This window comes from Aliikangiella marina (assembly GCF_007004765.1).
GTDB classification, from domain to species: Bacteria; Pseudomonadota; Gammaproteobacteria; order Enterobacterales; family Kangiellaceae; genus Aliikangiella; species Aliikangiella marina.
The window spans coordinates 235,133-258,928 of record NZ_VIKR01000002.1 but is presented as its reverse complement, the minus strand read 5'-3'; the positions used below and the strand labels follow the sequence as shown (position 1 = coordinate 258,928).

33 protein-coding genes are annotated in these 23,796 nt (G+C 42.8%); 2 read left to right on the top strand and 31 right to left on the bottom strand.

All coding sequences use genetic code 11. From position 1 onward, the window contains the following. Positions 1–4: 4 nt before the first annotated feature. From FLL45_RS07445 to FLL45_RS07415, 7 genes are all read right to left on the bottom strand, one after another. Positions 5–3,565, bottom strand: a complete 3,561-nt coding sequence (locus FLL45_RS07445; protein ID WP_142941407.1) for a hypothetical protein — start codon at positions 3,563–3,565, stop codon at positions 5–7. Positions 3,566–3,590: 25 nt separating this feature from the next. Then, entirely contained in the window at positions 3,591–5,090 is a 1,500-nt protein-coding gene (locus FLL45_RS07440) for an Hsp70 family protein (RefSeq protein ID WP_142941406.1), read from the bottom strand. A 125-nt stretch (positions 5,091–5,215) separates the two neighbouring features. Next, complete coding sequence (locus FLL45_RS07435; RefSeq protein ID WP_142941405.1) at positions 5,216–6,106, bottom strand: hypothetical protein; 891 nt, start codon at positions 6,104–6,106, stop codon at positions 5,216–5,218. Further along, positions 6,106–6,579 carry a putative periplasmic lipoprotein gene (locus FLL45_RS07430; RefSeq protein ID WP_142941404.1) on the bottom strand — a complete coding sequence of 158 codons (474 nt, stop codon included), beginning with the start codon at positions 6,577–6,579 and terminating at the stop codon, positions 6,106–6,108. The genes FLL45_RS07435 and FLL45_RS07430 overlap by 1 nt, the downstream gene beginning before the upstream one ends. Before the next feature lie 14 nt (positions 6,580–6,593). Beyond that, the gene (locus FLL45_RS07425) at positions 6,594–7,817 is read right to left on the bottom strand and encodes a COG3014 family protein (protein WP_142941403.1); all 1,224 of its coding nucleotides are present in this window, start codon (positions 7,815–7,817) and stop codon (positions 6,594–6,596) included. Positions 7,818–7,826: 9 nt separating this feature from the next. Next, positions 7,827–8,468, bottom strand: coding sequence for a penicillin-binding protein activator LpoB (locus tag FLL45_RS07420; RefSeq protein WP_142941402.1), 642 nt, complete (start codon positions 8,466–8,468; stop codon positions 7,827–7,829). Positions 8,469–8,491: 23 nt separating this feature from the next. Next, the gene (locus FLL45_RS07415; protein WP_142941401.1) at positions 8,492–9,043 is read right to left on the bottom strand and encodes a hypothetical protein; all 552 of its coding nucleotides are present in this window, start codon (positions 9,041–9,043) and stop codon (positions 8,492–8,494) included. A 456-nt stretch (positions 9,044–9,499) separates the two neighbouring features. On the opposite strand from FLL45_RS07415, the gene phaR reads away from it, so the two are divergent. Next, positions 9,500–9,943, top strand: a complete 444-nt coding sequence (gene phaR / locus FLL45_RS07410) for a polyhydroxyalkanoate synthesis repressor PhaR (protein ID WP_142941400.1) — start codon at positions 9,500–9,502, stop codon at positions 9,941–9,943. Positions 9,944–9,993: 50 nt separating this feature from the next. On the opposite strand, the gene FLL45_RS07405 is transcribed toward phaR, so the two are convergent. The 4 genes from FLL45_RS07405 to FLL45_RS07390 form a co-directional block, all read right to left on the bottom strand. After that, positions 9,994–10,740 (bottom strand): DedA family protein, encoded by a 747-nt coding sequence (locus tag FLL45_RS07405; RefSeq protein ID WP_142941399.1) that lies wholly within the window; start codon positions 10,738–10,740, stop codon positions 9,994–9,996. Between the two features lie 132 nt (positions 10,741–10,872). Next, a complete protein-coding gene (locus tag FLL45_RS07400) occupies positions 10,873–11,895 on the bottom strand; it encodes a DUF3667 domain-containing protein (RefSeq protein ID WP_142941398.1) in 1,023 nt (340 codons plus the stop codon). Positions 11,896–12,266: 371 nt separating this feature from the next. Next, positions 12,267–12,674, bottom strand: a complete 408-nt coding sequence (locus FLL45_RS07395) for a helix-turn-helix domain-containing protein (protein ID WP_142941397.1) — start codon at positions 12,672–12,674, stop codon at positions 12,267–12,269. An 11-nt stretch (positions 12,675–12,685) separates the two neighbouring features. Next, positions 12,686–12,949, bottom strand: coding sequence for a type II toxin-antitoxin system HigB family toxin (locus FLL45_RS07390; RefSeq protein ID WP_142941396.1), 264 nt, complete (start codon positions 12,947–12,949; stop codon positions 12,686–12,688). Positions 12,950–13,282: 333 nt separating this feature from the next. Here FLL45_RS07390 and FLL45_RS07385 point away from each other — a divergent pair, with 333 nt between their 5' ends. Further along, positions 13,283–14,044 (top strand): prolipoprotein diacylglyceryl transferase, encoded by a 762-nt coding sequence (locus FLL45_RS07385; RefSeq protein ID WP_142941395.1) that lies wholly within the window; start codon positions 13,283–13,285, stop codon positions 14,042–14,044. Positions 14,045–14,077: 33 nt separating this feature from the next. Here the strand turns inward: FLL45_RS07385 and rplQ are convergent, their stop codons facing one another. From rplQ to rplP, 20 genes are all read right to left on the bottom strand, one after another. Next, the gene (gene rplQ / locus FLL45_RS07380) at positions 14,078–14,476 is read right to left on the bottom strand and encodes a 50S ribosomal protein L17 (RefSeq protein ID WP_142941394.1); all 399 of its coding nucleotides are present in this window, start codon (positions 14,474–14,476) and stop codon (positions 14,078–14,080) included. Between the two features lie 200 nt (positions 14,477–14,676). Next, positions 14,677–15,663 carry a DNA-directed RNA polymerase subunit alpha gene (locus FLL45_RS07375; protein ID WP_142941393.1) on the bottom strand — a complete coding sequence of 329 codons (987 nt, stop codon included), beginning with the start codon at positions 15,661–15,663 and terminating at the stop codon, positions 14,677–14,679. Positions 15,664–15,682: 19 nt separating this feature from the next. Further along, positions 15,683–16,303, bottom strand: coding sequence for a 30S ribosomal protein S4 (gene rpsD / locus FLL45_RS07370; protein WP_142941392.1), 621 nt, complete (start codon positions 16,301–16,303; stop codon positions 15,683–15,685). 26 nt (positions 16,304–16,329) lie between these two features. Next, positions 16,330–16,716, bottom strand: coding sequence for a 30S ribosomal protein S11 (gene rpsK, locus FLL45_RS07365; protein ID WP_142941391.1), 387 nt, complete (start codon positions 16,714–16,716; stop codon positions 16,330–16,332). Positions 16,717–16,722: 6 nt separating this feature from the next. Further along, positions 16,723–17,079, bottom strand: a complete 357-nt coding sequence (gene rpsM, locus FLL45_RS07360; protein WP_142941390.1) for a 30S ribosomal protein S13 — start codon at positions 17,077–17,079, stop codon at positions 16,723–16,725. 162 nt (positions 17,080–17,241) lie between these two features. Then, positions 17,242–17,355 carry a 50S ribosomal protein L36 gene (rpmJ, locus tag FLL45_RS07355; protein WP_142941389.1) on the bottom strand — a complete coding sequence of 38 codons (114 nt, stop codon included), beginning with the start codon at positions 17,353–17,355 and terminating at the stop codon, positions 17,242–17,244. 24 nt (positions 17,356–17,379) lie between these two features. Then, positions 17,380–18,717: a preprotein translocase subunit SecY gene (secY, locus tag FLL45_RS07350; RefSeq protein ID WP_142941388.1), complete on the bottom strand. Its 1,338-nt coding sequence runs from the start codon at positions 18,715–18,717 to the stop codon at positions 17,380–17,382. A gap of 27 nt (positions 18,718–18,744) precedes the next feature. Continuing rightward, positions 18,745–19,182 carry a 50S ribosomal protein L15 gene (rplO, locus tag FLL45_RS07345; protein WP_142941387.1) on the bottom strand — a complete coding sequence of 146 codons (438 nt, stop codon included), beginning with the start codon at positions 19,180–19,182 and terminating at the stop codon, positions 18,745–18,747. 5 nt (positions 19,183–19,187) lie between these two features. Then, complete coding sequence (gene rpmD / locus FLL45_RS07340) at positions 19,188–19,373, bottom strand: 50S ribosomal protein L30 (protein WP_142941386.1); 186 nt, start codon at positions 19,371–19,373, stop codon at positions 19,188–19,190. Between the two features lie 6 nt (positions 19,374–19,379). Next, positions 19,380–19,886, bottom strand: a complete 507-nt coding sequence (gene rpsE, locus FLL45_RS07335; RefSeq protein WP_142941385.1) for a 30S ribosomal protein S5 — start codon at positions 19,884–19,886, stop codon at positions 19,380–19,382. An 11-nt stretch (positions 19,887–19,897) separates the two neighbouring features. After that, entirely contained in the window at positions 19,898–20,251 is a 354-nt protein-coding gene (rplR, locus tag FLL45_RS07330; protein WP_142941384.1) for a 50S ribosomal protein L18, read from the bottom strand. Positions 20,252–20,260: 9 nt separating this feature from the next. Then, a complete protein-coding gene (gene rplF / locus FLL45_RS07325; RefSeq protein ID WP_142941383.1) occupies positions 20,261–20,794 on the bottom strand; it encodes a 50S ribosomal protein L6 in 534 nt (177 codons plus the stop codon). A 12-nt stretch (positions 20,795–20,806) separates the two neighbouring features. Beyond that, entirely contained in the window at positions 20,807–21,202 is a 396-nt protein-coding gene (gene rpsH / locus FLL45_RS07320; RefSeq protein ID WP_142941382.1) for a 30S ribosomal protein S8, read from the bottom strand. A gap of 17 nt (positions 21,203–21,219) precedes the next feature. Beyond that, positions 21,220–21,525, bottom strand: coding sequence for a 30S ribosomal protein S14 (gene rpsN, locus FLL45_RS07315; protein WP_142941381.1), 306 nt, complete (start codon positions 21,523–21,525; stop codon positions 21,220–21,222). 10 nt (positions 21,526–21,535) lie between these two features. Further along, a complete protein-coding gene (gene rplE / locus FLL45_RS07310) occupies positions 21,536–22,075 on the bottom strand; it encodes a 50S ribosomal protein L5 (protein WP_142941380.1) in 540 nt (179 codons plus the stop codon). Positions 22,076–22,103: 28 nt separating this feature from the next. Further along, positions 22,104–22,418: a 50S ribosomal protein L24 gene (gene rplX, locus FLL45_RS07305; protein ID WP_142941379.1), complete on the bottom strand. Its 315-nt coding sequence runs from the start codon at positions 22,416–22,418 to the stop codon at positions 22,104–22,106. A 13-nt stretch (positions 22,419–22,431) separates the two neighbouring features. Then, on the bottom strand, positions 22,432–22,800 hold the full coding sequence (gene rplN / locus FLL45_RS07300; RefSeq protein ID WP_142941378.1) for a 50S ribosomal protein L14: 369 nt from the start codon (positions 22,798–22,800) through the stop codon (positions 22,432–22,434). A 129-nt stretch (positions 22,801–22,929) separates the two neighbouring features. Then, positions 22,930–23,190, bottom strand: a complete 261-nt coding sequence (gene rpsQ / locus FLL45_RS07295; RefSeq protein WP_142941377.1) for a 30S ribosomal protein S17 — start codon at positions 23,188–23,190, stop codon at positions 22,930–22,932. A gap of 1 nt (position 23,191) precedes the next feature. Further along, on the bottom strand, positions 23,192–23,383 hold the full coding sequence (gene rpmC, locus FLL45_RS07290; protein ID WP_142941376.1) for a 50S ribosomal protein L29: 192 nt from the start codon (positions 23,381–23,383) through the stop codon (positions 23,192–23,194). Beyond that, positions 23,384–23,791 carry a 50S ribosomal protein L16 gene (rplP, locus tag FLL45_RS07285; protein WP_142941375.1) on the bottom strand — a complete coding sequence of 136 codons (408 nt, stop codon included), beginning with the start codon at positions 23,789–23,791 and terminating at the stop codon, positions 23,384–23,386. Positions 23,792–23,796: the final 5 nt, after the last annotated feature.

The following is a 23,796-nucleotide window of genomic DNA, read 5'->3' as shown; positions in this document are numbered from 1 at the left end:
CCCATTAACTATATTTAGAGCTATCTGCTGCAGACCGTGCTTCTGATGCCGCTTGTTTTGCTTCTGCGACAGCATCTTGCGCTTCTCTTTTGAGATCTTCGATGGCATCTTTAAGGGTTTCCGCTTCACCTTTAAGATCGGCGACTTCGCCTTTTAACCTTTCAGATTCGTCTTTCAATCCTTGAGTTTCATCTTTAAGTTTGCCAGTCTCATCTTTTAATCCAGAAGTTTCATCTTTCAACGCCGCAGTTTCAGTTTTTAAGCCTGAAGTTTCATCTTTAAGTGATGCGGTTTCGGTTTTTAATACATCAGTTTCATCCTTGATTGATTCTGTTTCTGAGTTCAGCATTTCTGTATCAACCATTAGACCTTCTGTTTTTCCTTTTAGAAGGTCTGTTTCTTGTTGAGCTTCATTAGTAAGATTTTTCTTATCATCAGTATCCGCTAGGTTATCGGTTACTTCATCTTTCATACCTAATGTCTCATCTAAAGCTGCCATAACTTTAGTTGAACCGTCCATAGCCAAATCACTATGGTCAAGTGCTATCGAAGAACTCGTCTCAGCCGTTTGCATAAAACCTTGCGCGTTTGCGCTAGATATCTCTGATTCCGAAGCATTCTTTTGCGATGACTCTTTTGCCGTTAAAGATTCTTTTTCTGACTCTTGAGCAAGTTCGGCAAAATTCTTCGCTTCGTCTTCTTTGGTTTGCGCGGTATCCGCTGAAGCTATGGCTTCATCTTCTTTCGTCTTAGCCGTATCAGCAGAGACTATCGTTTCATCTTCCTTAGTCTTCGCTGTATCTGCCGAAGCAACCGATTCTTCTTCACTCGTTTTCGCAGTGTCAGCTGAAGCGATAGCTTCATCTTCTTTTGTCTTTGCGGTATCGGCTGAAACGACAGCTTCATCTTCTTTGGTTTTCGCCGTATCTGCCGAGACAATGGCCTCGTCTTCTTTCGTCTTAGCCGTATCCGCTGAGACTACTGCTTCGTCTTCCTTGGTTTTCGCCGTATCGGCTGAAACGACAGCTTCGTCTTCTTTGGTCTTAGCCGTATCTGCCGAGACGATGGCTTCGTCTTCTTTGGTCTTAGCCGTATCAGCCGAGACAATCGCTTCGTCTTCTTTGGTCTTAGCCGTATCCGCCGAGACAATGGCTTCGTCTTCTTTAGTCTTAGCCGTATCTGCCGAGACAATGGCTTCGTCTTCTTTGGTCTTAGCCGTATCCGCCGAGACAATGGCTTCGTCTTCTTTGGTCTTAGCCGTATCCGCCGCGACAATGGCTTCGTCTTCTTTGGTCTTTGCGGTATCCGCCGAGACAATGGCTTCGTCTTCTTTAGTCTTAGCTGTATCCGCCGCGACAATGGCTTCGTCTTCTTTGGTCTTTGCGGTATCCGCTGAGACAATGGCTTCGTCTTCTTTAGTTTTTGCGGTATCAGCAGAAGCTACCGCCTCGTCTTCTTTAGCTTTCGCGGTATCTGCAGAAGCAACCGCCTCATCCTGTTTCGTTTTTGCTGAATCGGCTGAGGTAATCGCTTCGTCTTCTTTTGCCTTCGCGGTATCTGCTGAAGCAACCGCCTCATCCTGTTTCGTTTTTGCTGAATCGGCTGAGGTAATCGCTTCGTCTTCTTTTGCCTTCGCGGTATCTGCTGAAGCAACCGCCTCATCCTGTTTCGTTTTTGCTGAATCGGCTGAGGTAATCGCTTCGTCTTCTTTTGCCTTCGCGGTATCTGCAGAAGCAACCGCCTCATCCTGTTTTGTTTTTGCTGAATCGGCTGAGGTAATCGCTTCGTCTTCTTTTGCCTTCGCGGTATCTGCTGAAGCAACCGCCTCATCCTGTTTTGTTTTTGCTGAGTCGGCTGAGGTAATCGCTTCGTCTTCTTTTGCTTTCGCGGTATCTGCTGAAGCAATCGTCTCTTCCTGTTTCGTTTTCGCTGAGTCGGCTGAGGTAACTGCCTCGTCTTCTTTTGCTTTTGCCAAATCCGCTGAAGCTGTGGCTTCATCTTGTTTCGTCTTAGCAGCATCAGCTGAAGTTACCGATTCATCTTCTTTTGCTTTAGCATTATCTGCCGAAGCAATGGCTTCACTCTCTTTAGCCTTTGCATTATCTGCAGCAGTGACGGCATCTTCAGATCGTGATACATTTTCATTAAGCTTTTGTTGGCTTTCTTGCGACTCAGCCAAAGTCGTATTTATTTTTTGATCGAACTCGTTTTTTTGGCTATTTAAACCGGAAACTTGTGATTCAGCATCCTGCTCTGACTGTTTGATTTTTTCCAATGAAGCATTGGCATCGTTTTCATATTTCTCTAAATTTTCGTTTTTAAAGTCTTGGTACTCTTGGCTATTCATATAGCGTTCGTTGTCAGCAGCACTGGCTTGGCGCGCCGCCTCATCCATGCTTGAGTCAGTGCTGGCCAATCGAGCATCAGTTCCATGTTTTTCAATCCAGTTTTTATGGTGCTCCATTCCTTCTTCAGAAAGGTTCATCTTTGTCTCTGCATCCATCGCCAATGGCGCTGCAACAGGCTCGCTTTGCTCGGTTGGACTTTGCATAGGGTAATCATTCGGGTTTGAATCTTTTGGCAATGGCCGGATGGATTGCTGAGTTTCTCTCTCAGCAGTGTTACGGAAATTTTCATCCGCTCTTTTTGCATCCTCTCTGAGTTCAGCTTCTCGTTGCGGCGAAATTGATTTAACCTCAGGATCATTGGCTAGCTGCTCAACGATTTTATTTGTTCTTTCATCATTACCCGATTCAAGGTCTTGTTTAGTTCGCTGAAAATCGGTTTGTCCTCGTAATTGCTGAGATTTATCATCTAACTTTTGACTGACCTCCGCATCTTTTTCTTTTTGTTTATCAATCTGCTGAGTTTGTTGTTCACGATAATTTTCATTGTCACGAATATTATTCACTGAGTCTTTGATATTCATTGTATTGTTAGTCAATGACATAGCATCTTTCGCTGTATCATTACCGGTCGAATCAATACCTATCTGCATCATTTCACGATTATATTTCTCGTCGGATATTTCCCCACTTTGTTTTTGTTGGTTTAATTTTGCTGTCCGCAGACTCATCTCTAATGGTTTATTTTCGCTGAGTTTTGCAGTTGCAATCGCTTTATCTAAAGGATCATCCGAAGTAGCCAGTTCAGCGGCATCTTTTCCTTTACTAATAACTTTATCGGCCGCGTCTCCAGCAGGCCCAGCAGCATTTTTCGCTACAGTATAAATTCCATCAGTAACATTCTTCGTTATTTCCAATCCTTCCTTGGTGTTGTCTAAGTTTAAATCGCGATCCAAATCAGACTGAGTCTGATTCAAAAATGTCGAATCTCCTACAGTGTCCGAGTCTTTGGCTAACTTATCTGCCCGATCATCGACAGCTCTTATCGCTTCATTTGAGTACTGGTCTTGGGATAGTTTTGCCGTTATTAGGTAATCATTAACTAACTGACGATCTTCAGGCGAAAGATGAGAGACATCGACCTGGCCATTTCGACATAGATTAAATAGCTCTTGGCCACGATTAAATTCACTAGAGTTTGAATAAGTATTACCAGCCACATTAGACTCCTAGTTTTTATAGAAACTAAATAAACCCAATTGATTCAATATTTAGTTCGGTATCTAACTTTTTGTTGTTTTCGACATTAGCAATGCCAGATAGCTTAACTTGCTTTTCTTTTTCAATCGCTTCAACTTTTATTATTCCATCTCGTCCATAGGTGATCTCAAAGTCTATGGGAACATTGTCCTGTTCATTCGCAAAAGGGCCAAAAGAAAAAACACCCAATCGCTCCGCATCCTCTTTGCCTTGTTTGGCTTGAAGCAATTCGATCGACATTTTTTCTTGATGCCTCCGGTTCGTATAAAAGGTTTTCGACACAGTCGTTGGAAGCGGCGTATTCCGTTCAATTAAAAATTCAATGTCAGTTTCTTTTGTTTCAGGATTGTAAGTGCTTAGACCGAGGTAGTTAGAAGCAATTTGCTGTTTTAATTCAAATTGTTGTCCACTTTCAGAGTGAGCACCGTTCGCTAATATTGCTGCACCAAAAGCAATCGCTTCGTGAGGCTGATATAAGATTAATGACTCTTTGTCTTTACCGGTTAGCTTGTGCAGCTTGTCAGTTACTGCTTGCAATTGTGACGAACCACCGACTAAGAGAATTGAGTCAATCTGTTGCCAATTCAAACCGGCATCTTGAACGCATTTATGAGAAAGCTCCATGGTTTGATCAAGTAGAGGGTAAACGAGTTTACTTAAATGCTGATAGGTAAAACATACATCAAGAACATTACCATCGATTAATAAACTTTGTCTGATAGTCGGCATTTTTCGAGTAGACAATTTCGCTTTTGACTCCTCTGCAAACTGCCTTAAGACCTCAAGAGCACCGGTCGAAAACCGAGAGGTACCAAAGGTTGCTTTATATAATTGGATGAGCTCATTAACAATTAACTCATCGAAATATTTACCACCGATAGTTTTTGAACCGATCGTAGAGAGTGTGTATAGTCCGTCTGCCGACGAGTGGATCACTGTCGCATCGAAGGTTCCACCGCCTAAATCATAAACAAAAATAGTCTGTTCTTTTTGATCGGAACTAAAGCAATAACTCGCCGCAGCTGCGACCGGTTCTTCAACCAATTCTACTTTTGAAAAGCCAGCCATTTTTGACGCTGCTTGAGTCGCTAATCTTTGACTACTATCAAAATTCGCGGGGATAGCCACTAACGCTTCAGATATTTGCGTACCTAATTTTAACTCTGCATCTTTTTTGACTTTCTTCAATAACAGGCTAGATATTGCTTCGGGTGTCCAATTACTCTGATCAGTGTGAGTAAATACAGAACGATCTTGCCCCATAGAAAGCTTTATATTTCGCGTAACAGAGAGTTGATTGTTTGCAGCAAGAATACGTTCGAGAGACTCCCCTGCAACGCAAGCGTTTGCAGAGACATGGACTACACTCGGTGTAATGTAAACATCGCTAAAACGCGGATCGGGGATTAGCTCCGGCGTATTGTTATTGTTCACATAAGCTGCAAGTGTATTGGTGGTGCCTAAATCAATACCCAACCGATACATTGATACTACCCTTATTAGAATTATTTTCTCTTCTAAAACATATAGCGGAACGACTGTACCGATGTTTTAAAAACTCAAAAGCCAGTCGTATAACTGGCTCTTGGATTACTGATGAGACTCATCCGCTACCAAATCGCGGATAGCTTTTGCATAGTCTCGTAAGCTAACTGGCGACCAACGTCTGTCGGTGTGCCTATTTGTCTTTGTGGTGTGACTTTTCTAAAACCTTCAGCAGCAGCAACCCATTTCGCTTTGGCGTTTGGATCCATTGGGTTGTTACCATCCGATTTAAACATCGCGACCACTTGCCCATTACTAACCGCTTTCACTGTCACCATAAAGCTCCAACCGGTATCTGCCGACGAATCTGGCGTTAGAAGAATTTCAGCTAAATAGTCAGCATAACCGATCAACGCATCCGTTTCGATCTTCTGAAAATCAGAAATAAGTTCGGTGCCCGCTTCACGCGAGTTATCTCTTTGCACCAAACGCATAATAGCTTGGCGATCAATAATAGCGACTTTCTTAGTTAAAAAAGGCTCCACATAACCACTGGAAAACTCAAAAGAATTTGATTCGTTCATTCCCGATCGACGCTGTTTCGGCGCTTTTCTTTCAATGTACTCTGCTGCAACAATTTTCTGCCCACCGACCACATTTCTCTCATAAGCGGGATCATCGCCACCTTGAGGTTCAAACTTATCTTGCGCTTTTACCGCTTGTTCGCCAGTGATACTTCGACGAAAAATCGCATCCCATTCGCTCAATTGATCATCAAATTTACGGTTCCAAAATATCGCGATTTTAGGCGTACCAGCCCTTTCATAAGCTATTGAAAACTCAGTACCAATCACCGACCGAACTTCGTCGACTGATGGCATCTTTACATCTTTTTGGTTTTTAGGTTGCACCATCATTGGGGCACCACCGGGAAGCTCCGCAGCAGTGACAGAGAAACAGGATGAAAACATGGTGGCAGCGAGCAGACTTTTGATCAGAAATGTTTTAGAAGGCATTATCGTACCTCCCGTACTTCCACCACGTAATAAACACTATCCGGATTAGTACCAAACTCTTTATAAGTTCCTATAGCATTTTTCGGGATCGATATTTTTCGCCAAGCTGATTGTGGCTCCGAAGGGATTTGTTGTGCATCAAAAAACTGCACGCGTGCTTCGAGGAAATAGTCATAGTCGGTATAGTTTCTAAGCAGTGTCCAAACTTCAGGGTTGCCGATGCGGTTCATTCGAATACCTTCGGACTCAACACCAATACGAATATATTTTTTGGTTGTCGTTTTTTTTGACCAACGACGTTTTTTCTCTTTCGTTCTCTGCAAACTAAAGTCAATAAACTTGACTGTATTCATACCCGTTGGCGCGTCACGCTCAACATAGTCTCGACCATTAACTTTGACCTCATCAGCGGATAAGGATGTCATGGCGGTTACACAAACCGCCACGAAAAGCATTAAAATTTTTTTCAGCATAACAACTCCTGAACTTACAATTTTGAACGAACGCGACTAGGCGCCCAAACAATCCCGACCTGTTTATTATCAAAAACCGTAATAGGGTTTACTTTAGGTAACTGTACGGGCTGCTTGTTAATATCCATAAAACTGACATCGATATTAACGTTACTTGGATCAACTTTTGTCGTAGCAAAACTCACCACATCGGGTAGAGACGACCAATACCGAGTATCAGCTTCGGACTCAACATTACTCGACAAAGCGAGTGAAACAACGGATAAAGCGGCAAATGCTCCTGCGACATTATGAGCGCCACCGCTCCCCGTTAATGCACTGTAGTGAACAGCAGATTCGGAGATTTGCGCGGTCGAGGTCGCAATGTTGCCAGAGGTTTTCCTGAAATTAGCTTTACCTTTCACGATACCATCGATAGGACGACCACCGCGAGTGGTCGCTTGATAGTAAACATCTTCGGTTGGAATCGCTTCGATTGGTTTTCCATTAACCGTAAAACTGGCATACTTGTCATTAAACTTTTTGCCGCGTCTGAAAACGAGCTCCCAATGACCGACACCATCAGCGAGTTTTCTTGGACCTTTGCCTGTCTCGGCTATCAGCAATAGATTATCGTCCGGGTTCGGACGAACAAAATCAGGGCGAATTCTTTCGACTTCTTGATAAGCCTGCTCAGCAAGATTAGTCGAGCCCATTTTTTGAGCGCTCCAAGCACTCAAAAACATCAACGAGGCAAAATCGCTTCGGTTTTGCTCCTCTTCGGCAAACGCATCTTGAATAATGCCGCCTTCAAATGATGCTCTCGCATTACCATAATCACCCCGCATTAAATACAGTAAACCGCGATAATAGTAGGCCATGGAACGTTCATAAGGCTCGCCTTTAAAATCTTTACGGCCTTCTTTATGCCATAAGGATCTTGCCTCTAATGCGAACTTATCATCGGTGTATATGGTTTCGATGCCCGATAACGCTTGGTCAAACGCTTGCTCAGCAATATCAAGTTCATTGAGGTACATGGCTGCCACCCCCAACTCCATACTATGCAGAACTGCGTTGTGACGCCCAGAACGTTTAAGCTTGACATAATAGGGACGAAGCGGTGCTGGCTTATCCGCAAACTCACCAAGTTCGTTCGCCGATATTGGATTGACTCGTTGAATGCCGGGACCACCGCACGCCATGATCGACAATGCGACAGTCAATGCTGCCGCAATATTCATGATTAACAACTTCATAAGAAATGCCTAGCGATAAATAATATTATCTTGGGCTGTTTTCTTGAAGTCGTACATACCACCCCATATACCAAATCCAGCTTCGGCATCCGTCATCTCAAAGATAATCTGTGTGAAGCGACTGGTCTCTCCTGAATTGGAGTCAACAGCGTTTTGTGAAGTAATTCGACCGCTTAAAAAGAAATCAACCCCTGCCATGGCTTGAGTCTTACGAATCGTACCGCCATCGGTCATTCCCGTTCGTTTGAGTTCTCGCTCCTTAGCAATTCGTCCGGCCACGTGATTATTAATAAAAATCAAACGACCACGTGCGGCACGGTTTAGTTGAATACGTAACCGGTCGGTAAGCATATTGAGGTTAATACGATTCATTGACTCGTTAACAAAACTTTCCGCATCGATAACAATTCGTGGCGGCGTATCCCGCCCCATGAGCATTTCGTTTTGCAACATGTCACGCATCATCTGGTCAGTCATACTGACGATATCTTGTGACTCGATGCCAACACCAGCAACTCGACCCGTTGTACCTGCATCTTCATAGACAGTCGAACGTCCTCGCTCATTCTCATAATTCACTGATGAACCGCCGCCACAGCCAATTAATGTCACGAACGAAGCCGCCAAAAATGTTTGGATAATGTTTTTCATGGTATGTCCCTTATTCAACAAAACTAATACTGAGGTTGCTTAACTGGCGCAGAGCGGATATACGACCAGTAAGACTCTTTCAAGTCAGGATAAATAGCCTGAGTTGCAGTGAGAACTTCAGCATAATGCTTGTTTGATGAATGGTTCGCATACATCCAAATAGCCATATCTCGAAGAGAATTGAAGGATAAATCACTGGTTTCTTTGATATATTCCCATCCACCTGATGCTTGGATAGCAATCTCTCGCCCAGCGGCATTGCCAACTTCCGAACCCAGCATACTGCCAAAGAAAGGAATGTTTTCAGCTAACTTCTGTCCGGCATAAGCACCAGCGGCAGAACCAACTGCTGCGCCAGTCTCTGCAGACTGCGCTTTGTCGACCCACTTCGCGGTAACACCATCAGATGTAAATGGACTGAGAAACTCGCCACCATTGCCTTCAATTGGCTGCGGTGCTAGCACTTGCATCGGTGCTGGTGGTGGTGGTGGAACATACATTTCGCCGCATCCCATAAGCCCCAAGAATGCGACAGCTAACAGATATTGAGGTAGCGTTTTGATAATCTTAGACATTTTTTATTACTCCATCTTTTTTGTTTGTCTGATTTAGGATTATTTTTGTGATCAGAATTTAGTCAATTAAGCGTAGCAGTATGTTTTTCTTTATGCAAATTGTGCACAAAATCACACTATGGAGCAGTAAAAGTGTCGATTGGGTCTTTTTCGGGCCACTAAAAGGGATGAAATATTGTGAAGATACAATGAGTTACTCGTCTAGATAAATCTTGGTAAAAGTCAAAATAACCACTGTTATAACAATTAGTTTTATTTATCTGACGCTTTCTTTTTTTTGGGTATTGACAAGTGTCTATATCATGTGGCTGCATTTCTTGTTGTAATGCAACAATAGTTCTTGTTACACTCGACGAGCAAAATACAAAAATTAAACAGCAAAATAATAATACTGCCTCAAGCTTTCAGCGCTGTTTCCTGACAGTAGGTAGGCCACAATAATAAGGATCAAATACCATGTCTGAAACACGAGTTATCAAGAAGTACCCCAACCGACGACTTTACGATACAAAAATAAGCAGTTACATAACTCTCAACGATATTAAAGACTTGGTGATGTCTTACAGTGATTTTCAGGTTATTGACGCGAAGACAGGTGACGACTTAACGCGTTGTACACTGATGCAAATCATTTCAGAAGAAGAAACCAATGGTCAGCCGCTACTAACATCTGAAATTCTCAAAGAGTTTGTGCGTTTTTATGGTGATTCAATGCAAGCGATGATGAGCCGTTTTTTAGAGCACAGCATTAAACACTTCATGCAACGACGGGCAGGTCTAAAAAGCCCACTGAATACGATTTTAGGGGCCAATCCTGTATCCCTGATGCAAAGTATTGCGGAGCAGAATATGGATTCTTGGTCTAAATCAAGCAGCAGTAAAAGCAAGAGCGCGCTTTAATATTCCAAATAGACATTCACTCCTTTTCTTACTAAACACTTGTTTGAGAATTAAAACCGTGAAATCACCACATCGACTATCTGGCCAACCAAAGGCCAGTAGTTGGAGTTTATCAGAACAATAACGATTGTCAGTACAATCGCCCAAGCTAACCCGGCTTTCATCGCCGTAACCACTTCAGTTTTATTTTCGCGAATTTGTTTAACTAGACTCTGACTATAGTTCCAGGCAACAATTGAAAAAATCGTGATCATACCAATCACGAACAGTAAAAAGTTTCGCGCATCATCATCTAAAGTCACAGCAGCACCGACTAAAATGCCCGGGGTTAAATATACGGGTGCCCAAATAATCCCAGAAATTATATTAACCCAAAAGAATGTTTTTTGTGGCATTTCTGATATCCCAGCCAACAATGGAACAACCGCACGTGTCGGACCAAAAAAGCGCCCCAAAAACACACCACTGATTCCGTGTTTGGCAAAAAACTCATGACTCTTATCAATGATTTTTTGATGCTTGGCAACGAACCGCCAACGCAATACTTTTTCGTGATAATGGTAACCCACCAAGAAACTTAAATATTCACCGATAACAGCCCCCAAGTACGCGGCGATTACCACGGAATAAAAATCCAACACGTCAGCGCCAACCAAAGTTCCGACACCAACTAGTAACAACCAACCAGGGATCAATAAACCAACAATGGCAACCGATTCCATAAAGGCGATGATAAAAATGATGAGTGCCGCCCACTGCGCATTTTGTTCAATAAAAGTTAGGATAGATTCATTCATTTTATTTAGCTGCTTTAACTCAATTAATTTTGTTCACTGGTTTTTGGCCTACAGGTTTTTGACCTATAGTTTTTTGACCTATAGTTTTTTGACCTACGGGGTTTTGACCTACCTTATTGAGATTGAATCTGTTCACGCTAAATAGGCACCAACTAAAACGATGCTGATAAATCCGATGGTAATCAAAGTGAAGTAACAGACACCTAATAGGCTACCTTTTAAAAGCGTCATGCCCCAACCTTGTTTGTAAACTCGCTTCATGGATAAGTATATATACGCAATAATCCATACCGACAGAACAACGCTTAGTAGCGCACACAATTCTGCAAATAACTTGACTAACAAGTGATCACTTTGTGAAAAATTTTCACTAAAAAACTCAAATCCTACATCAAGCATGAGTGCAACATAAATAAAGCTGTGATTGTGAATCAGGAATATTAAATGCTCAATATAAAAACGATTAGAAAACAGATAAAACACCTTTAAAAATATTGCAAATATAGGCAATAAAATGAACATCATATAAGGCAAAAGTTCGAATACTTGCTTGACGAGAGGCTCAGGATCTTTCTTCCAAGTTTCCCATTTAATCTGAATCGTATTAGCGTAGTCTTTTAAAAATCCCTCTTTTTCAAATTCAGCGCCCTGAAACTTTATTTCCTCGCCCTCGATCTGAATACCAAAGTCTTGACTTTTCACCGCTTCATCCTCATCACTTTTTTTATCTTTAAGCGATTGCTGAGGGATTGATTCTGATACACCACCGCTCACTTCATGGTTAGACAATAATTGGTCCTGCCTATCGGAGTCAGTGTCAGCCGTCTTAGCCTGAGGTAAATCAGTTGTCAGCTTTTTTTGATTAGGTAGGCTCTGCTTTAGGTCATTTTGTTCGGTGACTTGAGTAATTCCATTTTGACTGGAAACGAACGGCTTAGTATCGGTATTAAACTGAAGTAACAAGATAAATAAGACGCTGGTAATTAAATAAAGTCTAATCGGTAGCACATAATAAAAACGTTTGTCTCTAATGTAGTCATTAGTAATTTTTCCCGGTTGAAACAACAAAGGAAAAATCGTGTGGCGCAATCGCGAATCGTAACCGATAACGTCATCGAGAATTTCTTTAAATAAAGCACCGAAATACTTAATCATACTCCTCGATGACTGCCCGCAGATATGACAATATGGCCCATTGAGACTGACGCCACAATTGCTGCAATTTTCTCGATGCGGCGACTGATAAGTTTCGTCTGGGTATTTGTGCTTTTGCGCGATCAATCTGTGGCGACTTGATTCGGGATTAGATGGTTCTGACACAATATCATTATTGAATTTATGGTATTCCGCTCATCATACTTGATAGCGAGACGGGGAACAATTAGGTTATCGGCTTTAGGATATAGACGAGACTTTATCAAGCCTAGAACAGTGCAATGCTCTAGGCTTAATGTACAATTCGATTTGAAAACTGATCACCACACCAAGTGACAATCTAACCAAGCTTAATCCTCAACTTGATTGTGTTAAGCATCAATGAATACGTTTGGAGAAACTTTGAATTTCTTGGCTAACTCTTTTACATGTCTCAAGGTAAGCGTTCGTTTGCCACTTAAGATTTCAGATACTACGCCTTGGCTGCCTACTTCCTTCAGTTCAGATTGTTTAATTCCATGTAATTTGATCAGGTAACGAAGCGCCAATAATGCACCACCTTGCTCTTCCAGAACTTTGGTATTTTCATACTCTTGAGCAGCTCGGGTCATCGCTTTAATTAAGCCAGATAAAGGACTGTTGGGTCTGTTTTCAACCAAAGTCATTGCATCTCTTAAATTCGCTAATAACGTTTCATAATCTTCAGGTGTTTTTGGTGTATCAACTACTGGCGCTACCATGCCCCAATGTTGTACTGCTTTTTCTAGTGCCTCTTGCATCCCTTATCCTCCTAGTGGCTACCAGGCTTAATTTCTTCGATTAATGCAACTTGTGACTCAAAGTTGATTAAGGTGTGAATTAACAACGTCGTTTCCGGGACCGGAAATTTGAACTCATGATTAAAACCACGGACATCACCAAATGTTGACCTCAACTCTTGCTCATTCTTAAAATCGCCTTGACTAACAATTTGATACCAGCCCATCAAATGATTCTGCGCAGCTGGATATCGCTGTTGTGCTTCTTTAATGCGATCAATTGCAACAACCTTCACTTATACCCTCCTTAGCGTGATTTTTTTCCAAGAATAAAAACCACTGTCTGCAAAACTCTAACAACTCGATTAGTTATTAAATAACATATTTTTATGTCAATATTCTTATAATGATATAGGGTATCAAAATAGCTCAGTCTACACTAGCTATCAATCGACCCTGTCGCAAATTCAACAAGACTTTTTCATTATAGAGCATATCTCTCAGTTAGATTAACCGTTTCGTGAATATTATCGATTATTTTTCAGCCAAATAACTCGCTCTTAAAGTGAATGTTTACTTCGACCAAGGCAACCACTAAACTGGGCCTTTATCAATAATAAGAACTTCATATGTTTCCATACGCCTATCAATCTAGCTCAATCACCATAGGGACTTATGGTGTAATGTTAGCAATCGCTTACTTAACCGGACGTCATCTTTATATAAAACGCTTAGAAACAGTAACCTCCAAGCCTATTAATACGGAATTACTGATTATTTTGCTTCTCGTGTTCGGTGTTGTTGGGGCAAAAATAATGTTCGTCCTCAAGAATCCAGAAAGAGCGTCTTTCAGCGATTGGAGTAGTTTAACTTCTGGGAGTGGTTTTTCGAGCCAAGGTGCGCTTTTAGGTGCTATGTTAGTCACTTACCTTTTCTCCCACTTTAACAAAGTCTCACTTGATAAGCTCCTGGACTCTGCAGCAATTCCTGCAGTGATTGCCTATATCATTGCCAGAATAGGCTGCTTTTTAGCCGGTGATGACTGCTATGGCAAGCCTTCAGATCTCCCCTGGGCTATGAGCTTCCCCAACGGCATCGAAGTAACCCATGACACAGTGCACCCTGTACCGCTATATGAAATAGGCTATTCAATTTTAATCTGGTTTTACCTCACAAAACTTCAATCTAAGTCACCGAAACCTTACTTCATGTTCATGCACCTAATGTTAACTTGGGGGATTTGTCGGTTCCTCGTTGAGTTCGTTGCAGCCAACCCAATCAAGCTAATGGGTATGTCCGGATCTCAGTTCGGCGCTTTGTTAATGTTCCTTATGGGCCTAAGTTATTTGGCTATACAACAACTTAATTCAAGGCAAAAAAAAGCCGGGTAAAACCCGGCTAAATAAAATCTTTAAGACTCGAACTTACTCTTCGGTTTCTTCGATATCTTCTTCGTCGTCAATAATTGGACGATCAACTAACTCAACGTAAGCGATAGGCGCTTTATCACCAGCACGGAAACCCGCCTTGATGATACGTAAGTAGCCGCCTGGGCGTTCTTGGTAACGTGGACCAAGCTCGTCAAACAACTTACCTACAGCAGCTTTGCTACGAGTACGAGAGAAAGCTAAACGGCGATTTGCTACAGAATCTTCTTTAGCAAGAGTGATTAATGGCTCTACTACACGGCGAAGCTCTTTAGCTTTAGCAACAGTAGTTTTGATAAGCTCGTGCTCGATAAGAGACACAGACATGTTACGAAACATAGCCTGACGATGGCTTGAGTTTCGGTTTAATTGACGACCGCTATGACGATGACGCATTTTCAATTACCTTTAGTGACTATCAGCCTGCAATAGTACTGATATTGTTTAGTTTGTGTTATTGACAAGCCTTTGATTGGAAACCTCGGGCTTGTAGTACTGCTAAATAATAAAACCCTATTCACAAGGAACAGGGTTTTACTCGATTTTTCTATTGAACCTGAACGAGTTGCTTCAACTATTCAGGCTCAAGTGAAAACTTAAGCGTCGTCAAGAATACTTGACGGTGGCCAGTTTTCTAAACGCATACCCAGCGATAAACCGCGCGAGGCTAGTACGTCCTTGATCTCTGTCAGTGACTTTTTACCTAAGTTAGGTGTTTTCAGTAACTCAACTTCTGTACGCTGAATTAAATCACCGATGTAGTGAATGTTTTCAGTTTTCAAACAGTTTGCACTACGTACAGTCAGTTCAAGATCATCAACCGGACGAAGAAGAATCGGATCAACTTCTGGTTCTTCTTTCTCTGGCTCTGCTTGTTTTTCATCTTTCAAGTCAACGAACGCCGCAAGTTGCTGCTGCAAAATAGTTGCACAACGTCGAATAGCTTCTTCTGGCTCAATTGTGCCATTAGTTTCCAAATCGATTACCAACTTATCCAAGTTAGTACGTTGTTCAACACGAGCAGAATCGACTACGTAAGAAACTCGGCGAATTGGGCTGAATGATGCATCTAACTGGAGACGACCAATGGCCATATCTTCGTCTTCGTTTTTCTTACGAATTGCAGCTGGCTCGTATCCGCGTCCTTTCTTAACGATAAGACGCATACTGAGAGAACCTTTTTTAGTCAATGTCGCGATGTGATGGTCAGGATTAACGATTTCCACACCAGCTTGCTCTTCAATGTCAGCTGCAGTCACAGGACCTTCGCCTTCTCTTTGAAGGATCAACGTCGCTTCATCTTTATCTTCTAACTTAATTGCTAAACCTTTCAGGTTTAACAAAATATCGATTACGTCTTCTTTAACACTCTCGATAGTAGTGTATTCGTGAAGTACGCCGTCGATTTCCACTTCAACTACTGCACAACCAGGCATTGACGAAAGTAAAATTCTGCGAAGCGAGTTACCAAGAGTATGTCCAAAACCACGTTCGAATGGTTCTAAAACAACTTTAGCTTTTCGCTCGCCCTGATTTTCCACTTTGATCTGACGTGGCGTCAGAAGCTCAGTGACATTGCCCATATATAATCCTCTTCAAGTTTTACTTGGAGTACAATTCCACGATCAGGTTTTCGTTGATGTCTGAAGGTAAATCAGTACGCTCTGGAACGTTCTTGAAAGTGCCTTCCATTTTCTTTTCATCAACTTCAATCCATACTGGACGATCTTTTTGTGAAGCCAATTCTAAAGCTGCGACGATACGCGCTTGAGTTTTTGACTTTTCACGAATAGAAATAACGTCTTCAGCAGTTACCTTATAAGAAGGAATATTAACAGACTTGCCATTAACAAGAACTGCTTTGTGGCTTACCAATTGACGCGCTTCAGAGCGAGTTGAGCCAAAGCCCATACGGTAAACGACGTTATCTAAGCGTGACTCTAAAAGTTGCAACAAGTTTTCGCCTGTCGCGCCTTTAAGGCGAGCAGCTTCTTTGTAGTAGTTACGGAATTGCTTTTCTAATACACCGTAAATACGACGTACTTTTTGCTTCTCACGTAACTGTAAACCGTAGTCGGACAAACGACCACGACGGCCACCATGGAAACCAGGGGCTTGATCAATCTTACATTTATCTTCAATTGCACGGACGCCACTTTTCAGCATCAAGTCTACGCCTTCGCGTCGTGCTAACTTGAGTTTAGGTCCTATATATCTTGCCATTGTCTTATCTCCAGCAGTACCTAAAGTTACACGCGTCGCTTTTTAGGCGGACGACAACCATTATGCGGGATAGGCGTAACATCAGTGATGTTAGTAATCTTAAATCCAGCATTGTTTAATGCGCGAACAGCAGACTCACGGCCTGGTCCAGGGCCCTTGACGAATACTTCCATATTCTTCATACCCATTTCTTTAACCATTTCTGCGACGCGATCAGCAGCTACCTGTGCTGCAAATGGTGTGCTTTTACGTGAACCTCTAAAACCAGAACCACCAGCTGTGGCCCAAGCAAGAGCATTACCTTGACGGTCAGTGACAGTCACGATAGTGTTATTGAATGACGCATGGATATGAGCCATTCCGTCAACTACGTGCTTTTTGACCTTTTTTCTAGAACGAGGTGTCTTTGCCATAGTTGTCTATCTCTTAATTGGTTTACGCGGACCCTTACGAGTACGAGCATTGGTTTTGGTGCGCTGCCCACGGACAGGAAGACTTCTTCTGTGACGAATGCCACGGAAGCAACCTAAATCCATTAAGCGTTTAATATTCATTGAAACTTCACGACGTAGATCACCTTCAACGGTGAATTTAGCTACTTCGCTACGCAATGATTCGATTTCTGATTCGGCAAGATCTCGGATCTTGGCATCTTCCGCAACTCCCGCGTTTGCACAGATTTGCTGTGCGCGAGTGCGGCCGATTCCGTAAATTGCAGTTAATGCAATTACCGAATGCTTATTAACTGGAATGTTAATACCAGCGATACGGGCCATCTAACTAACTCCCAAATTTCAGTTCCAAGTACCAGCACATTCTTCATTTAAGCTAGCACCCATAAAAAGGCGCGACATGATAGCCTTGAAACGATTAAAAATCAACCTGTTAATGTAATTTGTAATCTCTCTTGATCGAGATATATAAAGGAAGTCTTTATACTAACCCTGACGCTGTTTATGACGCGGGTCGGAACAAATTACTCTTACACTACCGTTTCTGCGAATAACTTTGCATTCACGGCACATTTTTTTAACAGAAGCTCGAACTTTCATCTTCTTACTCCAAACTTTTCGGAACTACCGAATGCCACCGGTTGAACCGTAGTTCTTAAAATTGGCCTTTTTCAATACTGATTCATAATCTCGAGAGATTAAGTGCGCTTGAACCTGAGACATGAAGTCCATGATTACAACCACGATAATCAATAATGAAGTTCCACCGAAGTAGAAAGGCACTTGCCAAAATAAGATCATGAACTCAGGAAGTAAGCACACTGCAGTGATGTACAGAGCACCTACAAGAGTAAGCCGCGTCATAACCTTATCGATGTATTTGGAAGTTTGCTCACCAGGACGGATCCCAGGGATAAACGCTCCAGATTTCTTTAATTGGTCTGCTGTATCGCGAGGATTATAAACCAACGCAGTGTAGAAGAAGCAGAAGAACATGATGCCAGCACCATAAATCAGGATATATAAAGGATTTCCTGGTTGCATTTGCTGAGCAATGTTCTGTAACCACAACATACCATCACCCTGGCTTGCGCCTACCCACTGAGCAATAGTGCCCGGGAAAAGAATGATACTTGAAGCGAAGATCGCAGGGATAACGCCCGCCATGTTCACTTTAAGAGGTAAGTGTGAAGACTGCGCCTGATACATACGGCGACCTTGTTGCTTTTGCGCGTAGTTGACAACGATTCGACGTTGACCGCGTTCCATGAATACCACGAAAGCAGTAACTAACAACACAACTGCAAGAATTAATAATAATGCCAGGATGTTCATTTCACCCTGTCTGGCTTGCTCAAATGTTTGACCAATTGCTGTTGGCAATCCTGCAACGATACCGATGAAGATTAACACCGAAATACCGTTACCAATACCGCGTTCATTAATTTGCTCACCGAGCCACATCAAGAACATTGTACCGGTTACCAAACTAACAATCGCGCCAAAGTAGAACGCAAAGCCAGGATTAGGCACCAAACCAGGTGCTAGATTCGGGAAGTTAGTAGCGATACCAACCGCCTGAACCGTTGCCAGAATAAAGGTTAAGTAGCGAGTGTATTGGTTGATCTTACGACGCCCAGCTTCGCCTTCTTTCTTGATCTCTTGAAGCTTTGGTTCAACAAAGCTCATGACCTGAATGATGATCGATGCTGTGATGTAAGGCATAATACCCAGTGCAAACACACTCGCACGTTCTAAAGCACCACCAGAAAAGACGTTAAACAACGCCAAAATCGTTCCTGATTGTTGGTCCATTAACTGATCCAAGACCAGAGCATCAACCCCTGGTACTGGGACAAATGAACCTAAACGGAAAATGACAATAGCAGTGAGCACAAACAACAATCGTTGTCTGAGCTCAGATAAACCGCCTGATTTTTTTTCTACTGGAGCTTTAGCCATCTTTTCTGCAAATCCTACTTAAATAAATTAGGCTTGAACTGATCCACCAGCAGCTTCGATAGCTGCTTGAGCGCCTTTCGATACCTTAACACCATCACCGACATTGACTGCACGGTCGATGGAACCAGATAACATAACCTTAACTTGCTGGATGTTCTTATTAATAAGGCCGGCAGCACGCAAAGACAATAGGTCGATTGCATCACCTTCAACTTTATTTAATTCACCCAAACGTACTTCCGCCGATACTAATGATTTGCGTGAAGTAAAACCAAATTTAGGTAGACGCTGTTTCAAAGGCATTTGACCACCTTCAAAACCAGCTTTAACTTTACCGCCAGAGCGAGATTTTAAACCTTTGTGACCACGACCACAGGTTTTACCGAGAGTAGAACCGATACCACGACCAACTCGCTTAGCTTTTTTCTTTGCGCCCTCAGCAGGGCTAAGAGTATTCAAACGCATGATGATTACTCCTCTACTTGAACCATGTAATTGACAGTATTGACCATACCGCGAGTTGAAGGTGTATCTTCAACTTCAACTGTGTGGCCAATGCGACGTAGACCCAAACCCATTAAGCAAGCTTTGTGGTTTTTTAAACGACCAATCGCTGACTTAGTTTGAGTGACTTTCATAACTTTTTTCTTAGCCATGATTTACTACTCCATGATTTCAGCGACTGACTTGCCACGCTTAGCTGCAACAGACTCCGGAGAGAACATTTCGCTTAAGCCGCGGATAGTCGCGCGTACAATGTTGATCGGGTTAGTAGAACCAATGCTTTTTGCCAAAACGTTCTCAACCCCAACAACTTCAAATACAGAACGCATCGCACCACCGGCGATGATACCTGTACCAGGCGACGCAGGCTGCATGTAAACTTTAGATGCGCCGTGACGTGCGTTGATTGGATGTTGTAACGTGTGACCGTCTTTTAGTTCAACTTGAACCATGTTGCGACGAGCTTGCTCCATTGCTTTCTGGATAGCAGCAGGTACTTCACGTGCCTTACCACGACCAAAACCAATTTTGCCATTGCCGTCACCAACTACTGTTAATGCTGTGAAAGAGAAGATACGTCCACCTTTTACCACTTTAGATACGCGGTTGACGTTGACTAACTTTTCCACCATACCGTCGGTATTGTTTGCTTCTTGTCTAGCCATTTTTCTTACCCTTAAAACTGGAGGCCATTTTCGCGAGCAGCGTCAGCTAACGCTTTTACACGACCATGGTATTTAAACCCAGAGCGATCAAATGCAACATTTGAAACGCCAGCCTTAGTTGCTCTTTCAGCGACCAATGCACCAACAGCTTTTGCTGTATCAACATTGCCAGTCGCTTTACCAGCAGCTTTCAAGTCTTTTTCAACACTTGAAGCAGCCGCCAAGACTTTTCCGCCGTCAGCAGAAATAACCTGGGCATAAATATGGCGAGGTGTACGATTAACGACTAAACGAACGGCACCTAGCTCTTTCATTTTCATACGACCTTTAGTCGCACGACGAATTCTAGCTTGTTTCTTATTCATGACGCTGTCCTACTTTTTCTTAGCTTCTTTACGACGGATATGTTCATCCGCGTACTTCACACCTTTACCTTTATAAGGCTCTGGCGGACGGTAAGCTCTGATGTTAGCGGCTACTTGACCCACAACTTGCTTGTCGATCCCCTTAACTACGATTTCTGTATTAGAAGGTGTTTCAACAGTAATACCTTCTGGTAGTTCATAATTAACCGGGTGAGAGAAACCAAGCGTTAAATCAAGTGTCTTACCTTGCGCTTTAGCACGGTAACCAACACCAACCAATAACAGCTTCTTTTCGAAACCTTGAGAAACACCAGTAACCATATTGTTCACGATAGAACGCATAGTCCCTGACATTGCTTTACCAGCATCAACACCTTCGCGACCTGCAAAAGTGATTTGATCGTCGGCTACATTGACATCAACTGCTGGGTGTAATTCTTGTGACAATTCGCCTTTAGAACCTTTAACAGTTAAGTTAAGACCTTTAAGGTCAACTGTTACGCCTGAAGGAATTGCAACTGGATTATTTGCTACTCTAGACATTGTCGGTTCTCCTTAAGATACGATACAGAGAACTTCGCCGCCGTGACCCGCTTTGCGTGCTGCATTGTCGGTCATAACGCCTTTAGACGTAGACACAATAGCGACACCTAAGCCGTCGAGTACACGTGGTAGCTCAGTAGATTTTTTGTAGATACGAAGACCGGGACGGCTCACACGCTTTAGCGTGTCGATTACCGGACGACCTTGGTAGTACTTTAATTCGATAGAAAGTTCAGCTTTACCATCTTCTTCTGATTTCATGTGATCAGAAATGAAACCTTCTTGCTTTAAAACTTCAGCAATCGAAATTTTTAGCTTAGATGAAGGCATGGATACTGCTTTCTTGCCTGCTGCTTGCCCGTTACGGATGCGAGTCAGCATATCTGCAATAGGATCTTGCATGCTCATATTGATTCTCCCAACAATTACCAGCTAGCTTTCACTAAGCCTGGAACATTACCCTTCATTGCTTGCTCGCGTAATTTGTTGCGGCATAAACCGAACTTACGGAGATAAGCGTGAGGACGACCAGTAACACGACAACGGTTACGTTGACGAACAGGACTTGCATCACGAGGTAACTTTTGAAGTGCTACCTGAGCTTCCCATCGCTCGTCGTCGCTTTTGTTGAGGTCAGCAATAATTGCTTTTAACTCGGCACGTTTTGCAGCGTATTTTGCTACTGTGCGAGCGCGCTTTGCTTCGCGCTGTACCATTGATACTTTAGCCATTGTTTACCCCTTAGCTCTTAAGCGGGAAGTTAAACGCGTTCAAAAGCTCGCGTCCTTCTTCATCTGTAGTCGCAGTGGTCGTGATGGTGATATCCATACCGCGGATCTTATCAACCTTGTCATAATCAATTTCAGGGAAGATGATCTGCTCTTTAACACCCATAGAATAATTTCCACGGCCGTCAAAAGACTTAGGATTCAAACCACGGAAGTCACGGATACGAGGAATAGCAATCGCTACCAAACGCTCCATGAATTCCCACATACGCTCACCACGTAATGTGACTTTCGCGCCAATTGGGTAGTCGTCACGAATTTTAAAGCCCGCAATTGACTTGCGCGCTTTAGTGACAACAGGCTTTTGGCCCGAGATTGCTGTAAGGTCATTGCAAGCGTTCTCTAGAACTTTCTTATCCCCAACAGCTTCACCCAGACCCATGTTTAATGTGATCTTGGTAATCTTAGGGACTTGCATGACTGACTTGTAGCCAAACTTTTCAGTTAAGGCTGATACTACATTGTCTTTGTAGTGGTCTTGCAGTTTCGCCATTTGTTACACCAATTAATTAGTAATTAAATTAATCGACTAGCTCGCCGTTCGATTTAAAAATACGAACGCGCTTACCGTCTTCAACTTTAAATCCTACACGATCAGCTTTGCCGGTCTTAGGATTGAAAATCGCAACATTAGAGATATCCATTGGGGCTTCCTTCTCTTGGATTCCGCCTTGAATACCTGCTTGTGGGTTAGGACGAACGTGCTTTTTCATCATGTTCAAACCTTCCACAACAACGCGACCTTTATCAGTGATCATTTTAGTGATCTTGCCACGTTGACCGTTGCTTTTACCTGTAAGGACGATGACTTCATCGCCAGTTCTTAGCTTTTGCATGTTCAGTTACTCCTTAAAGTACTTCTGGAGCCAAAGATACGATCTTCATGAACTTGTCACCGCGTAATTCACGAGTTACAGGTCCGAAAATACGTGTCCCGATAGGCTGCAAGTTGGCATTAAGAAGAACCGCAGCATTACCGTCAAAGCGGATCAAAGATCCGTCAGGACGACGAACGCCTTTACGAGTTCTTACAACTACAGCATTAAGAACATCACCCTTTTTCGCTTTACCGCGAGGGATTGCTTCTTTAACACTCACTTTGATCACATCACCGATATTTGCATAACGGCGGTGTGAACCTCCAAGAACCTTAATACACTGTACTCGACGAGCACCGCTGTTATCAGCGACGTCAAGTGTAGTTTGCATCTGGATCATTGGTCTTCTCCAATCATTCCCGCTCTAATTTGGGGCCAAAATCTATCCGGCACCGCGCAAAAGGAGCGGGAGTATACCATCATTCAATTGAATCAGCTAATTAAAATATTCGGTTTTTTTGCCGAATGATTATTTAGCTCTTTCAACTACCTCAACTAACTGCCATGACTTGCTTTTTGAAAGCGGTCTGCTTTCAATAACCGTGACAGTGTCGCCCATTTTGCACTCATTGGTTTCATCGTGAGCATGTACCTTGGTAGAACGTTTAATGAACTTACCATAGATAGGATGCTTAACTTGACGCTCAACTTTGACAGTGATGGTTTTATCCATCTTGTCGCTGATGACTTTACCAGTCAGAGTACGCTTGATTACTTTTTGCTCACTCATCTTACGAATCCGCCTTCTGGTTCAAAATCGTTTTAACGCGTGCAATATCGCGGCGTACGTTTCTTAGCGTGTGAGTCTGTTCAGACTGACCAGTTGCTTTTTGCATGCGTAAGTTAAATTGTTCCTTACGAAGCTCAAGCAATTCGCCCTGAAGCTCTTCAACGCTCTTCTCTCTCAACTCTGAAGCTTTCATTTATAGTACCGTCCGCTTAACAAAAGTTGTTTTAAAAGGAAGTTTAGCTGCAGCTAATGCAAATGCATCACGCGCTAAATCTTCAGACACACCTTCAACTTCGAACAACATACGTCCTGGCTGAATTTGTGCTACCCAATATTCCACAGAACCTTTACCTTTACCCATACGGACTTCTAAAGGCTTCTTAGTGATTGGCTTGTCAGGGAATACTCTGATGTATACCTTACCTTGACGTTTCATGTGACGCGTCATGGCACGACGAGCAGCTTCAATTTGACGAGCAGTCATTCGGCCGCGTGCAGCTGCCTTAAGACCAAACTCACCAAAGCTCACTTTGTGGTTTACAACACCGCGGTTACGACCGGTATGCTGTTTACGAAATTTCGTTCTTTTTGGTTGTAACATGGTCT

Excerpts from the sequence above, each read along its gene's own strand:
- FLL45_RS07440 (WP_142941406.1), bottom strand. The coding sequence starts at position 5,090 with ATGTATCGGTTGGGTATTGATTTAGGCACCACCAATACACTTGCAGCT.
- FLL45_RS07435 (WP_142941405.1), bottom strand. The coding sequence starts at position 6,106 with ATGCCTTCTAAAACATTTCTGATCAAAAGTCTGCTCGCTGCCACCATG.
- FLL45_RS07430 (WP_142941404.1), bottom strand. The coding sequence starts at position 6,579 with ATGCTGAAAAAAATTTTAATGCTTTTCGTGGCGGTTTGTGTAACCGCC.
- FLL45_RS07425 (WP_142941403.1), bottom strand. The coding sequence starts at position 7,817 with ATGAAGTTGTTAATCATGAATATTGCGGCAGCATTGACTGTCGCATTG.
- FLL45_RS07420 (WP_142941402.1), bottom strand. The coding sequence starts at position 8,468 with ATGAAAAACATTATCCAAACATTTTTGGCGGCTTCGTTCGTGACATTA.
- FLL45_RS07415 (WP_142941401.1), bottom strand. The coding sequence starts at position 9,043 with ATGTCTAAGATTATCAAAACGCTACCTCAATATCTGTTAGCTGTCGCA.
- phaR (WP_142941400.1), top strand. The coding sequence starts at position 9,500 with ATGTCTGAAACACGAGTTATCAAGAAGTACCCCAACCGACGACTTTAC.
- FLL45_RS07405 (WP_142941399.1), bottom strand. The coding sequence starts at position 10,740 with ATGAATGAATCTATCCTAACTTTTATTGAACAAAATGCGCAGTGGGCG.
- FLL45_RS07400 (WP_142941398.1), bottom strand. The coding sequence starts at position 11,895 with ATGATTAAGTATTTCGGTGCTTTATTTAAAGAAATTCTCGATGACGTT.
- FLL45_RS07395 (WP_142941397.1), bottom strand. The coding sequence starts at position 12,674 with ATGCAAGAGGCACTAGAAAAAGCAGTACAACATTGGGGCATGGTAGCG.
- FLL45_RS07385 (WP_142941395.1), top strand. The coding sequence starts at position 13,283 with ATGTTTCCATACGCCTATCAATCTAGCTCAATCACCATAGGGACTTAT.
- rplQ (WP_142941394.1), bottom strand. The coding sequence starts at position 14,476 with ATGCGTCATCGTCATAGCGGTCGTCAATTAAACCGAAACTCAAGCCAT.
- FLL45_RS07375 (WP_142941393.1), bottom strand. The coding sequence starts at position 15,663 with ATGGGCAATGTCACTGAGCTTCTGACGCCACGTCAGATCAAAGTGGAA.
- rpsD (WP_142941392.1), bottom strand. The coding sequence starts at position 16,303 with ATGGCAAGATATATAGGACCTAAACTCAAGTTAGCACGACGCGAAGGC.
- rpsK (WP_142941391.1), bottom strand. The coding sequence starts at position 16,716 with ATGGCAAAGACACCTCGTTCTAGAAAAAAGGTCAAAAAGCACGTAGTT.
- rpsM (WP_142941390.1), bottom strand. The coding sequence starts at position 17,079 with ATGGCCCGTATCGCTGGTATTAACATTCCAGTTAATAAGCATTCGGTA.
- rpmJ (WP_142941389.1), bottom strand. The coding sequence starts at position 17,355 with ATGAAAGTTCGAGCTTCTGTTAAAAAAATGTGCCGTGAATGCAAAGTT.
- secY (WP_142941388.1), bottom strand. The coding sequence starts at position 18,717 with ATGGCTAAAGCTCCAGTAGAAAAAAAATCAGGCGGTTTATCTGAGCTC.
- rplO (WP_142941387.1), bottom strand. The coding sequence starts at position 19,182 with ATGCGTTTGAATACTCTTAGCCCTGCTGAGGGCGCAAAGAAAAAAGCT.
- rpmD (WP_142941386.1), bottom strand. The coding sequence starts at position 19,373 with ATGGCTAAGAAAAAAGTTATGAAAGTCACTCAAACTAAGTCAGCGATT.
- rpsE (WP_142941385.1), bottom strand. The coding sequence starts at position 19,886 with ATGGCTAGACAAGAAGCAAACAATACCGACGGTATGGTGGAAAAGTTA.
- rplR (WP_142941384.1), bottom strand. The coding sequence starts at position 20,251 with ATGAATAAGAAACAAGCTAGAATTCGTCGTGCGACTAAAGGTCGTATG.
- rplF (WP_142941383.1), bottom strand. The coding sequence starts at position 20,794 with ATGTCTAGAGTAGCAAATAATCCAGTTGCAATTCCTTCAGGCGTAACA.
- rpsH (WP_142941382.1), bottom strand. The coding sequence starts at position 21,202 with ATGAGCATGCAAGATCCTATTGCAGATATGCTGACTCGCATCCGTAAC.
- rpsN (WP_142941381.1), bottom strand. The coding sequence starts at position 21,525 with ATGGCTAAAGTATCAATGGTACAGCGCGAAGCAAAGCGCGCTCGCACA.
- rplE (WP_142941380.1), bottom strand. The coding sequence starts at position 22,075 with ATGGCGAAACTGCAAGACCACTACAAAGACAATGTAGTATCAGCCTTA.
- rplX (WP_142941379.1), bottom strand. The coding sequence starts at position 22,418 with ATGCAAAAGCTAAGAACTGGCGATGAAGTCATCGTCCTTACAGGTAAA.
- rplN (WP_142941378.1), bottom strand. The coding sequence starts at position 22,800 with ATGATCCAGATGCAAACTACACTTGACGTCGCTGATAACAGCGGTGCT.
- rpsQ (WP_142941377.1), bottom strand. The coding sequence starts at position 23,190 with ATGAGTGAGCAAAAAGTAATCAAGCGTACTCTGACTGGTAAAGTCATC.
- rpmC (WP_142941376.1), bottom strand. The coding sequence starts at position 23,383 with ATGAAAGCTTCAGAGTTGAGAGAGAAGAGCGTTGAAGAGCTTCAGGGC.
- rplP (WP_142941375.1), bottom strand. The coding sequence starts at position 23,791 with ATGTTACAACCAAAAAGAACGAAATTTCGTAAACAGCATACCGGTCGT.